The following is an 11,756-nucleotide window of genomic DNA, read 5'->3' as shown; positions in this document are numbered from 1 at the left end:
CCCTTCACCTTGTCGACCGTGCCGACATGACTGCCGTCGGAGCCGACGACTTCCATATGCTCGGTGACCTGCGACAACGAACTCCGCTGGCCCTGACGCTCGGTACGCCACGACGAGAACTCGTTTTCGAACTTCGAGCGGTTCTCGTTGCGATACTCGTCATAATCGCGGTCGAGCGCCGCAATCTGCGTGCTGCGCCAGCTATGATAGTGATCGTCGTGCGGGTTGGACGAGCGATTGCGATTATCCGCGTTGCCATAGGACCGCTCGTCGTAGCGAGCATCGGCTTCGCGGCGCCGCTCCGCCTCGTCGTCGCCGAACCACGAACGGACCTCGTCGCCCGCGCGTGCGATGAAGCCACGATCGTCATAGTCGTAACCCTGCGGCTGGCGACCATAGCCACGGTTATCGCCGCGCGACGGCCCGCGGCGGTTGTCGTCATCCGCGTCGCGGTTGCGACCTACGTCCTCGAAGCGACGACCGTCCGACGCATAGCTGCCGTGATATTCGGTTTCGCCCGAACCCTGGCTGCGCTGGCCATAGCCCTGCCGGCCGTAATTCTCCTGGCCGTAGCTCTGCTGGCCATAACGCTGCTGACCCGCATCCTGGCGACCATAGCCCTGCTGGCCGTAGGACTGGCCCGAACCCTGCCCGTAGCGCGACTGGCCATAGCGATCGCTGCCCGATGGCTGCTGACGATCATTATGGCCACCATAATAATCGCGACCGCCCTGTTCGCGGCTCTGGTCGTCACGCCCACGGTTGCCATCGCGGTCATACTCGCCGGCGGCAGCATAGTCGCGCGCACTGGAACGACCATAATCGCCGCCATCGGAGCGGAAATCACGACCATAATCCTGCGAGTTCGGCCGACCGTAATAGTCGCCAGACTGACGATCTCGGGTATAGCGTTCGTAGACCATAGAACCTCCTAATTGCTGTCCTGCGGCTGCCGGCGTCGTCGTATGCGGCGTCGTGCACTCCGGGGTCTACAAAGGCCCAGCGCGAGGATTGTTCCTGCCTTTCCGGTAGCTTGACGGCGACCCGAAGCTGCGGTGCGACGACGTGCGACCGACCGGGCGAACGCGGCTTGCCAAGCCTGTTGCATCCCCCAAAGCGATTCGCTACGGCGCGATCATGGCCTATGGCCAACCGCGCGGGGCCGTAGCTCAGATGGGAGAGCGCTGCAATCGCACTGCAGAGGTCAGGGGTTCGATTCCCCTCGGCTCCACCACGCGCAAATCGACGAGCTTTGGAGACGCGGGCCGATGACCGCGCGTGGGCGTCAGCGATAGGTGATCAGCGCCGATGCGGGGGGATTGGTAATGTGCAGGATCACGTCGTCGATCTTGCCCGTGACGAGCGTAAACGTACCGCCGGAGAACGAAACGCGGGTCGTCGTACGGTCTTCGCTTTCAATCGATGCGATGTGGTCGCGATTGATCGCGACCGTCCCGGTGGGAACACCAAGCAATTTGATAAGCACGAATTTTTCTCCATTAAAACCGATTCGGCTTTAGTTATCCTTGCGTGACGCAGCGATGACATTTCGATGGCGGCACGGCTTTGTTGGAAGGATTTCGCAAAACCTGTCGCGAAGAGAGTATCCGCGGTCCGGAAATCGACGGCTGCGGCAGAGATCTCCGGCGTTGTCAGATCGGGCGGGCTTTGGACGGGACGCGGAACGGCGGCGTGTCGTGGACCGGCCGCTGCTCCTGCGGCGACGGATCTTCGCGACCCCGCCGCCCCCTCCTCGGCATGCGAACGCGGATCAGCGGTGGCGCGGGCTACAGGCGCCCCTCGTAACCGGCCGATGCGGCACGATGGGGTGACGAACCGCCGCGTTCGCGATAAGCGCACACCATGATAAAGCGCGCACTCCCCGTCACCCGCGAGGCGGATTTCTCCGCCTGGTACCAGGCCATCATTGCGGAGGCCGATCTCGCCGAGGAATCGGGCGTCCGCGGATGTATGGTCATCCGCCCCTGGGGCTATGGCATCTGGGAGCGTATCCAGCGCCTGCTCGACGACCGGATCAAGGCGACCGGCCACGAGAATTGCTACTTCCCGCTCTTCATTCCGCTCTCCTATTTTGAGAAGGAGGCCGAGCATGTCGACGGGTTCGCCAAGGAAATGGCGGTCGTCACGCATCACCGCCTCAAGGCCGACGGCTATGGCCGCCTCGTGCCCGATCCCGACGCGAAGCTCGAGGAACCGCTGGTCGTCCGCCCGACCTCCGAGATGGTCATCGGCGCCGCGTTCGCGCGCTGGGTACAGTCGTGGCGCGACCTGCCCGTGCTGATCAACCAATGGGCCAACGTCGTCCGCTGGGAGATGCGCACGCGCATGTTCCTGCGCACCAGCGAGTTCCTCTGGCAGGAAGGCCACACCGCGCATGCCACCGCGCAGGAAGCGCGCGACGAGACGCTCAAGATGCTCGAGGTCTATCGTGACTTCGCGGAGGAATGCCTCGGCGTCCACGTCATCGCCGGCGAGAAGCCCGAGAACGAGCGCTTCCCCGGCGCAGTCGCGACCTACTCGATCGAGGCGATGATGCAGGACGGCAAGGCGCTGCAAGCCGGCACCTCGCATTTCCTCGGCACGAACTTTGCGTCCGCACAAAACATCCGGTTCCAGAATGCAGGCGGCGAGTTCGAGCTGTGCAACACCACCAGCTGGGGCGTGTCGACGCGGATGATCGGCGCGGTCATCATGGTGCACGGCGACGACGACGGCCTGCGTGTGCCGCCGATGATCGCGCCGTGGCAGGTGGTGATCGTGCCGATGCTGCGCGACGTCCCCGAGGACGCCGCGATCGTCGACTATTGCAAGTCGCTCCAGGCCGAACTGGCGAAGCAGTCCGCTCTCGGTGAACCGGTCCGCGCGCTGCTCGACCTCAAGCCCGCCAAGGCCGCGACCAAGCGCTGGGGCTGGGTCAAGAAGGGCGCACCGATCGTGATCGAGGTCGGCGGCCGCGACGTCGCCAGCGGCAACGTCACGGTGATCCGCCGCGATCGCCTCTACCGCGAGGACGGCAAGCTCGACAGCAACGCCGTCGCCCGGACCGATTTCGTGAGCGAAGTCTCGGGTATGCTGCACGACGTCCAGGCGACGCTTCACGTCGAGTCGATGAACCGTGTGAAGGGCAACATCGTCCCCGCCGACGACTTCGCCGCGGTCGAGGCGCATTTCGCTGACGGCATGAAGAACCCCGGCTGGGTCGACGTCCGCTGGTCGAAACCCACCGGCGCGGCGCTCGACAAGGTCGTGGAGCGATTGAAAGGGTTGAAGCTCACCATTCGCAACGCGCCGATGGGACAGACCGGGTGTGACGATGGCGTGTGCGTGTTTACGGGCGAGCCGGCGGTCGAGCGCGTCCTGATCGGTCGCGCCTACTGAGCGTGCCGATCTGCTGCGATCGGTCGCGTTCGGGCCGCGCCCGGGATCCGGATCGAAAGGCGCCGCCGGCTCGAACACACGGTCACGGAGCAACCGAAATGGGCCAGTCTATGGGCTGCGCCGGTTTCCGCGTCTCGTATAGTCGTCTCGGCTTGGGTGAAACGCGCTCGCGGGGGGCAGGCATGGGTGTGACGGGAATCGGCGGCTTTTTCTTCCGGGCAAGAGACCCGGAAGCAATCCGCGCATGGTATGTCGAGCATCTCGGCGTCGGCTCAGTTCCGTATGGATCGTGGGAGACCCAAGCCGGGCCGAGCGTCTTCGCGCCGTTCGCGGTCGACGCCGACTATTTTCCCGTGGACCGCTCATGGATGCTCAATCTGCGCGTCGATGACCTCGCCGGCCTGATTTCGGCACTCCGCGCGGCGGGCATCGCGGTAATGACCAACCCCGAGTGGGACATGCCCGGCTTCGGCAGCTTTGCCCGCATCCATGATCCGGAAGGCAATCCGATCGAACTCTGGCAACCCGACGATTCTGCGTAATGGCGGTGCGTACAAACCTCGGCTGTAGAGCCGTGCCGGTTTTGAGCGGGCCAAGCGTCGATCACCGGGCCTGTCTATCCAGCCTCGCTACGCAATGATCGAAAGATGACACGCGGTGTATCACCGCCACCCACATTGTCGCGCGGCGGTCGTCGGGTGCAATCTCGTCAAAACAACTCCCCCTGCGGCCCCGTCGGTGCGCGGAATAGGTCCATGCGCAGCGCGATCCGTTCCTGGTTCAGGCCGTGTTTCGCGCACGCGATCCGGAATCGCGTGGCCAGCAGATCGGCCCACGGCCCCTGTCCCTTCATTCTCGTGAAGAAGTTCGGGTCATTATCCCTGCCGCCACGCAGCGATGCGATCTTCGCCATCACCTTACCCGCCCGATCAGGGAAATGCGCGTCTAGCCATGCGCGGAACAGCGGTGCCACCTCATGCGGCAACCGTACCGGAATGAAGAACGCCCGCGTCGCCCCGGCCTCCGCCGCCCGGGCGATCAGACCCTCGATTTCGTGATCGGTGATGGCCGGAATGACGGGCGCGATCGATACATACACCGGCACGCCCGCATCGGCCAGCTTGCGCACTGCCGCAAGGCGCCGCTCGGGATGCGGTGCGCGCGGCTCGATGGTCGACGCGATCTTCGGATCGAGCGAGGTGATCGACATCGCCACCGCCGCCAGCCCCTTCGCCGCCATCGGCCCGAGCAGGTCGAGATCGCGGACCACCCGGTCCGACTTGGTGGTGATCGTCAGCGGATGATTCGTCTCGGCCAGCACCTCGATGATGCCACGGGTGATCCGCCAGCGCGCTTCGATCGGCTGGTACGGATCGGTGTTCGTCCCCAATGCCATCGGCGCGACCGCATAGCCCGGCTTTGCCAATTCGCCGCGCAGCAGCGCGGCGGCGGACGGCTTGGCGAACAGCTTGGTCTCGAAATCAAGCCCCGGGGAGAGGTCGTGGAACGCATGGCTCGGCCGGGCAAAACAATAGATACAGCCATGCTCGCACCCTCGATAGGGATTGATCGAGCGGTCGAACGGCACATCCGGCGATGCATTGCGGCTGATGATCGTCCGCGGCGCCTCGACCGTCACGGTCGTCCGCAGCATCGGCGCGATGCCATCGATCCCTTCGCGCATGTCGAGCCAGTCGCCGTCTGCCTCGGTCTGCGGCAAATTGAACCGACGGCTTTCGTCATTGCGCGTTGCACCGCGGACTGGTCGCGCGAATTTCATCATTCGACGATACACGCTGTAGCGGAACATACAAAGAACAATGCTATCGATCGGCTGGCCGGGGCGCGGCAGCGCTCGGGCAAAATTTACATAGATTAATGCTTTTTTCGAATGACTTGGCACTAGTATGAATGAGCGCTCGCCGCTCGCTTCGTTAACGCGTAGGGCGGTCCGATGACGGGACAGATCACCACGGTTGAACGGGCTTTCGAACTGGCGCGCTCGGGAGAGTGCGAGTCGGTAAACGCGCTACGGCAACGACTGCGACGCGAGGGGTATGACGCGGTTCATCTTCATCTTCACGGCGCATCGATCAACAAGCAACTCGTTGACCTGATCCACGAAGCCCGCGGTGGGTCCGCCCTCGCCTGACCACCGCGCCGGCGCTGGTGACCTCGGCTGATCGTGCCGGTCAGTCGTGGACGCGCGGAACGGCGAACGCGTTCAGGTTGATCGTCAGTTGCAGCGTCAATGCGTGATCCATTTCCGCGCCCGAACCGCCCCGCGCCACACGATATTGATTGAGATAGCCGATATCGGCAGCGACCTGCTTGCCGATCGGTACCGCTAAGCCGACGATGTTGCGCATCCGTTCGTATCCACGGCGTTGCCCCCAGCGCGTCGTGTTGGGCAGGAAGAAGCTCTCGTGACTGACGAACAGCGCGAGCTTTCCGGCGCCGATCCGGTGATTATATCGGATCAGCGGGCGTATCCTGAACCCGATCTCGCGGCCCCCGGGATTGAACCGCTCGTCGATCCGGAAACGTGTGACGAACGGACCCAGCGTCGCCACCACCTGCTGACGGAGCCGGTCTTCGTCGGCGGAATCGTTACCGTTGTGTGCGCCGACCTTGCGATAGCCGAAGCCGAGCTCGATCCCTTTCGCGACGCGATAGCCGAGCAGCCCGCCAAATTCGGTCTGGTACAGCCCGCCCTGCCGGTCGCTGCCGCGTGCGATCTGCTCGAGCGTGATGCGCAGGCGGTCGGCAATCGGTACGTTGGTATTGACCTGTAGCCATAGCTGCTCGTCCTGCTGTTGTGCGTATGCAGGCGTCGCCAGAAGCGCGAACGCCAGGGCGAGGCCGGCAGGGACAGGACCGAGGCGGGTGGGGCGATAGCTGAGGCGGATCACGCGCTGCCCATACGCACGGTTCGCGGCGAAGTCATGACAAACGCGGGGTGATAGTCTGGCGATACCGTCGGCGATGGACAGTCATCCGCACCTGTGGTCCGATCGGTCGCGAGGGAGACGTGGAATGAAATATGCCGTGGCCACGGCGCTGCTGCTCGCGGTTGCCGTACCGGGGATTGCACAGGTGCCAGACCCGCTCGCCATGACCACGGATCCGGCGGATCGCGCGGTGATGGCCGAGGCGGCCTCGGCTGTCGCCGGCCGGCCGCCCGACCTCGCGAAGCTCGACGCGGTGCTTGCCAAGCTCCCGCGGCCGACGCCGTTGCGCGGCATGGTCCAGACGGTCCGCGCAGGCGTGCTGGCGTCGGCAAGGAATGCCGGGCCGGCGGTCGCCGCGGTCGAGGAAGCGCTGCGCCTGCTCCCCGACGATCCACGTCCGAAACTCGTCGCCGCCGGCGTCTACACGTTCGCGGGGGCGCCGCAGCGTGCCGCCGACCTCTGGATGGAGGCAAGCCGGGAATCACCCGATTACGCGCGGACGAGCGACCGATATCTGATGCTGGCGCTGGTCGGTCGCCTGACCGATATCGGCGATCGTGTCCGAGCGGACCGGATCAGCGCGCGGCTCGACGAGATCGGCTTCAGCGCGGGCCTTGCGCCCGAACGCTCGTCGGCGGCGCTCGCGCGCATCCGCGAGGCGATCCGCAACAGGCAAGATGCCGACGCGATCCAGACCGTGACCGCCATCGGGAATCCGAACGACCTGCTCTCCTTATATGTCGACCGTCGCTATGCAGCACTGTGGCCGCGGATCACCGAGTGGGCGGGCGCCGACCTGGCCGCGCAGTCACTGCGCTATCTGAACGAACTGCGCACCGGCTGGACCGCCGCCGACGATTTCGAGACCGCGACGCCGTACGCACGCCAACTGGCCCGCTACCAAGCGTTTCCCACCATCGTCACGCTGTTCCTGCCCATGTTCGAACGCGTTCAACCGGGCGCCGCGCAGAACGGGGCCGAGTTTCTCGCGCCGATCGTCGCACGTGCTCTGGCGACTATGGATCGCGGCGTCGAAGCACGCGCACTGCTCGCCAAGGTCGCCGCGTCGATGCCACCTGAAGACAGCGGCAACGCGCTCAACATCGACGGCGCATATCTGACGCTCGCCAGCATGACGACGAACTGGCCCGACGTTCTGGTACGTGCCGATACGTTTCTGGCCCGCGCGCGCACGCTTGGCAGCAACGTCAATCGTTCTGCCGTGACCAGCGTGCAGGCGTGGCGCGCCTGTGCGTTGTGGCGCACCAATCAAGGCGCCGCGGCGCAACGGGCCACCGCCGAAGTGGTGCTCGCCGAGGCGATCCTGCCGGGCGCCGCTATGGACGTGCATGTCTGCCGGGGCGACATCGCATCGGCGCGAGCGTTGCTCATCGCCCGGTTGACGGACGAGGCGACGCGGGATTGGGCGCTGCACTATGTCCAGCCGCGGCCGGATACCATGTCGACGCCCTTGGCGCGCCTGGTTTAACCAGTCGAAGCGGCCGTACGCCTTGCACCCGATATAGTGGCGACGGCGAACAGGTTCGGACGAATTCTGCCGCAACCGGTGGATGCCGCTTTACCGAAGGGCTTCGAGGCCTTTCGTGCTCCGCCCCGGTCGAAACCGCTCGAGCCGGGCGCGATCTAGCGCTTCCTGACACATCGTGGCGCGCCGGGATCGGGGCGCGCCACGGTTGCGTCGTCAGGCCTTTTTGCGCGCCCGCTTCGGGCTTGCGGCGGCCTCGGTATCCTCTTCTTCGTCCGGTGAGTCCTCACCGGCCTCGGTCAGCGCCTGACCCAGTGTCTTGAGCTTGTCCTGCGACTTGTCGGATTTATCGGCGATCTTGGTCGTCGCGGTTCCCAGTCGGTGCAGCAACGCGTGCACGCGGTCGGCGTCCGGCGTCTCCTTTTCGAGCTGTTTGCGCAGCGAGGCGAGATCGCGGAGGATTCCCTTTGCACCGGCGATCTCGACATCTGCCAGCGCGGCCTCCCAGTCTTCCACCATGTCGGCACCCTTGGCCGGCTTGGTCGCATCCAGTCCGCGATTGATCGCGTTCATCGTTCCTGCAAATTTAACCGCCATGTCGATCTCTCCGCAAAGCCTTGTTGGCGCCAGTCAACGCTGCGGTTCGCCAGAAATGTCCGGGTATTTTCGACGACCTTACTGCTCTCGATCAACATCGATACCGATTTCATCCGACCAGTACATTTCACAGCATGCGCTTTGCTCGGAGGTACATTTGAAGGCGGTGCGTGGCGAATAGGTAAGGGGCGAGCGCAAATAGCATATCGGTGATCGCGCTCGCATCGAGATGGAACGCATAGCCCCCCGCCCTGCCCGGTGGTCCCGAACTAGACGGGGAGCGTATCGTTACTCGGCCGCCTGGGCGAGCGGCGCGGGGTCCTTCCAGACCAGCACCGGCTTGCGTGCCGCGAGCGTCTCGTCGAGGCGCGCGCGGGGGGCGAAATGCGGGGCGGTCTTGAGGCTCGCGTCACCCGCCTTGGCGCGTTCGGCGACCGAGCGGAGCGCCGCGATGAACTGGTCGAGCGCGGCCTTCGATTCGGTTTCGGTCGGCTCGACCAGCATCGCGCCATGGACGACGAGCGGGAAATACATCGTCATCGGGTGGAAGCCCTCGTCGATCAGCCCCTTCGCCACGTCGATCGTCGAGAAACCCTCGGCGAGCCCCGAATCGGAGAACAACGCCTCGTGCATGCACGGCCCCGAACGACCGAATGGCGCGTCGAGCGTCTCGTCGAGGCTGCGCAGGATGTAGTTCGCGTTGAGCACCGCATCCTCGGACACCTGGCGCAGACCGTCGGCGCCGTGGCTGAGGATATAGGTCAGCGCGCGCGTGAACATGCCCATCTGGCCGTGGAACGCGACCATCCGGCCGAAGCTGCCGGCATGATGCTCGTCGGCGTTCTCTTCTTCGATCAGGACGAACTGGTCGCCCTGCTTTTCCACGAACGGAAGTGGTGCGTAGGGGGTCAATGCCGCCGAGAACACCACCGGACCCGAACCCGGACCGCCGCCGCCATGCGGGGTCGAGAAGGTCTTGTGCAGATTGATATGCATCGCGTCGATGCCGAGATCGCCCGGACGGACGCGGCCGACGATCGCGTTGAAGTTGGCACCGTCGCAATAGACGAAGCCGCCCGCCGCGTGCACCGCATCCGAAATCTCGCGCATGTCGCGCTCGAACAGGCCGCAGGTGTTGGGGTTGGTGATCATCACACCCGCGACGTCGGGGCCGAGCCGGGCTTTCAGCGCGGCGGTGTCGACGCGGCCCTCGGCGGTGGCGGGGATATCCTCGACGCTGTAGCCGGCGAATGCCGCGGTCGCGGGGTTGGTACCATGTGCGCTTTCGGGGACGAGGATGATCTTCCGCGCGCCTTCACCCTTGGCTTCGAGCGCGGCGCGGATCGCGAGGACGCCGCACAGCTCGCCGTGCGCGCCCGCCTTGGGGCTCATCGCGACCGAGGTCATGCCGGTGAGCGTGACGAGCCAGTGCGCGAGCTGGTGGATGACCTCGAGCGCGCCCTGCACTGTGTCGACTGGCTGGAGCGGGTGGACGTCGGAGAAGCCGGGCAGCCGCGCCATCTTCTCGTTGAGGCGCGGGTTGTGCTTCATCGTGCACGAGCCGAGCGGGAAGAAGCCGAGATCGATGCCGTAATTCTGGCGCGACAGGCGCGTGTAATGGCGGACGGTCTCGGGCTCCGACAGACCGGGCAGGCCGATCGGGTTGGCGCGCGTCAATCCGCCCAGCTTGTTTTCCTGCGAACGCAGGAATCCAGGGTCACGAGCGGCGTCCTTGGCACCCTGGGCTCCTGCGTTCGCAGGAGAACCAAAGGTATCGAAGTCGACGCCGGTGGTGTGACTGTCGCCGATCTCGAAGATCAGTGCTTCCTCCAGCATCAGCGCCTTGTTGCCGGTGACGCTGGCGGGGACGTTACCCTTGCCCTGCTCGGGCGCGGTCGGGCGCCAGCCGCTCTGGTTGATGCTCATGCCAGTATCTCCCCAAGTACGGTGGATAGTGCGGACGCAAGCGTTTCGACGTCCTCCGCGGTGGTCGTTTCGGTCACGGCGATGACAAGACCGTTCGCGAGGTCGTCCTTGCCGGGATAGAGCCGCCCGAGCGAGACGCCCGCGAGGATGCCGCGATCGGCGAGCGTACGGACGACGGGGCGCGCCTCGATGGGCAGCTTCACCGTGAATTCGTTGAAGAAGCTGTCGTTGATCAGTTCGACGCCGGGGATCTGCGACAGGCGCTCGGCGGCGGCCACGGCACCCGCATGGTTCACCGCGGCGAGCTGTCGCAGGCCCGCTTCGCCGAGCAGCGTCATGTGGATCGAGAAGGCCAGCGCGCAGAGCCCCGAGTTGGTGCAGATGTTCGACGTCGCCTTTTCACGGCGGATATGCTGCTCGCGCGTCGACAGCGTCAGCACGAACCCGCGGCGGCCATCGGCGTCGACGGTTTCGCCACAGAGACGGCCGGGCATCTGGCGGACATATTTGTCCTTGCACCCGAACAGGCCGACATAGGGTCCGCCGAACTGGAGGCCGACGCCGAGCGACTGCCCCTCGCCGACGACGATATCCGCGTCCATCTCGCCGGGCGAGGTGATCGCGCCGAGCGCGACCGGCTCGGTGACGACCGCGATCAGCAGCGCCTTCTTGGCGTGGCAAGCATCGGCGAGCGGACGCAGATCGGCGATGCGGCCGAGGATATCGGGATACTGGACGACCACGCACGACGTATCGTCGTCAATCTTCGCGATCAGCCGGTCGAGGTCCATCTCGGGCACCAGCCGCGGATCGGTCGTGTCGAGCACGTCGCCGGTGAACTTGGCCATCGTGTTCGACACCGACACGTAATGCGGGTGAAGACCCGCCGACAGGATCGCCTTGCCGCGCTTGGTGATGCGACGCGCCATCACGATCGCTTCCCAGCACGCGGTCGAGCCGTCGTACATCGACGCATTGGCGACGTCGGTACCGAGCAGCCGCGCGACCTGCGTCTGGAACTCGAACAGCATCTGCAGCGTGCCCTGCGCGATCTCGGGCTGGTACGGCGTGTAGGCGGTCAGGAACTCGCCGCGCTGGATCAGGTGATCGACGCTGGCGGGAACGTGATGCTTGTACGCGCCGCAGCCGAGGAAGAACGGGGCCTCACCCGCGGTGAGGTTCTTCTTGGCGAGCGCGGACATGTGGCGTTCGACCGCCATTTCGGAGGCGTGCATCGGCAGGTCGCGGACGGGGCCGTCGAGGCGGGCGGCCTCGGGGACGTCGACGAAGAGGTCGTCGATGGTCGCGGCGCCGATGACGGCGAGCATCGCCTCGCGGTCGGGCTGGGTCAGGGGAAGGTAGCGCATTCTAGTCTCCTCCCCTCCCGTTCACGGGAG

General features: G+C 65.3%; 11 protein-coding genes and 1 tRNA gene. 5 read left to right on the top strand and 7 right to left on the bottom strand.

Features of this window, described 5'->3' with window-relative positions; translation table 11 throughout:
- Positions 1-923: SWFGD domain-containing protein (locus ASE88_RS11940; RefSeq protein ID WP_235527921.1), on the bottom strand; the 923-nt coding region annotated here is incomplete at its 3' end.
- A gap of 235 nt (positions 924-1,158) precedes the next feature.
- Here ASE88_RS11940 and ASE88_RS11935 point away from each other — a divergent pair.
- Positions 1,159-1,234: transfer RNA gene (locus ASE88_RS11935), tRNA-Ala, on the top strand.
- A 51-nt stretch (positions 1,235-1,285) separates the two neighbouring features.
- Here the strand turns inward: ASE88_RS11935 and ASE88_RS11930 are convergent.
- Complete coding sequence (locus tag ASE88_RS11930) at positions 1,286-1,486, bottom strand: hypothetical protein (RefSeq protein WP_055872798.1); 201 nt, start codon at positions 1,484-1,486, stop codon at positions 1,286-1,288.
- 377 nt (positions 1,487-1,863) lie between these two features.
- On the opposite strand from ASE88_RS11930, the gene ASE88_RS11925 reads away from it, so the two are divergent.
- Complete coding sequence (locus ASE88_RS11925) at positions 1,864-3,399, top strand: aminoacyl--tRNA ligase-related protein (protein WP_056478275.1); 1,536 nt, start codon at positions 1,864-1,866, stop codon at positions 3,397-3,399.
- 182 nt (positions 3,400-3,581) lie between these two features.
- Positions 3,582-3,941 (top strand): VOC family protein, encoded by a 360-nt coding sequence (locus ASE88_RS11920; protein ID WP_056478274.1) that lies wholly within the window; start codon positions 3,582-3,584, stop codon positions 3,939-3,941.
- A gap of 167 nt (positions 3,942-4,108) precedes the next feature.
- Here ASE88_RS11920 and ASE88_RS11915 read toward each other — a convergent pair whose 3' ends face one another.
- Positions 4,109-5,179 (bottom strand): PA0069 family radical SAM protein, encoded by a 1,071-nt coding sequence (locus ASE88_RS11915; RefSeq protein ID WP_056479444.1) that lies wholly within the window; start codon positions 5,177-5,179, stop codon positions 4,109-4,111.
- Positions 5,180-5,353: 174 nt separating this feature from the next.
- Between ASE88_RS11915 and ASE88_RS18395 the strand changes: the two genes are divergently transcribed.
- A complete protein-coding gene (locus ASE88_RS18395) occupies positions 5,354-5,551 on the top strand; it encodes a hypothetical protein (RefSeq protein WP_082463147.1) in 198 nt (65 codons plus the stop codon).
- Positions 5,552-5,591: 40 nt separating this feature from the next.
- Here ASE88_RS18395 and ASE88_RS11910 read toward each other — a convergent pair whose 3' ends face one another.
- Complete coding sequence (locus ASE88_RS11910; RefSeq protein WP_235525520.1) at positions 5,592-6,311, bottom strand: DUF2490 domain-containing protein; 720 nt, start codon at positions 6,309-6,311, stop codon at positions 5,592-5,594.
- Positions 6,312-6,435: 124 nt separating this feature from the next.
- On the opposite strand from ASE88_RS11910, the gene ASE88_RS11905 reads away from it, so the two are divergent.
- The gene (locus ASE88_RS11905; protein ID WP_056478273.1) at positions 6,436-7,839 is read left to right on the top strand and encodes a hypothetical protein; all 1,404 of its coding nucleotides are present in this window, start codon (positions 6,436-6,438) and stop codon (positions 7,837-7,839) included.
- Between the two features lie 213 nt (positions 7,840-8,052).
- Here the strand turns inward: ASE88_RS11905 and ASE88_RS11900 are convergent, their stop codons facing one another.
- The 3 genes from ASE88_RS11900 to gcvPA form a co-directional block, all read right to left on the bottom strand.
- Positions 8,053-8,433 carry a hypothetical protein gene (locus tag ASE88_RS11900; protein WP_200910206.1) on the bottom strand — a complete coding sequence of 127 codons (381 nt, stop codon included), beginning with the start codon at positions 8,431-8,433 and terminating at the stop codon, positions 8,053-8,055.
- A 288-nt stretch (positions 8,434-8,721) separates the two neighbouring features.
- On the bottom strand, positions 8,722-10,359 hold the full coding sequence (gene gcvPB, locus ASE88_RS11895) for an aminomethyl-transferring glycine dehydrogenase subunit GcvPB (protein ID WP_056478272.1): 1,638 nt from the start codon (positions 10,357-10,359) through the stop codon (positions 8,722-8,724).
- Complete coding sequence (gcvPA, locus tag ASE88_RS11890) at positions 10,356-11,726, bottom strand: aminomethyl-transferring glycine dehydrogenase subunit GcvPA (RefSeq protein ID WP_056478271.1); 1,371 nt, start codon at positions 11,724-11,726, stop codon at positions 10,356-10,358. Before gcvPA ends, gcvPB begins: the two co-directional genes overlap by 4 nt.
- Positions 11,727-11,756: the final 30 nt, after the last annotated feature.

Source organism: Sphingomonas sp. Leaf38, from assembly GCF_001421825.1.
Taxonomy (GTDB): domain Bacteria; phylum Pseudomonadota; class Alphaproteobacteria; order Sphingomonadales; family Sphingomonadaceae; genus Sphingomonas.
This window is presented reverse-complemented; position numbering and strand designations above follow the sequence as displayed.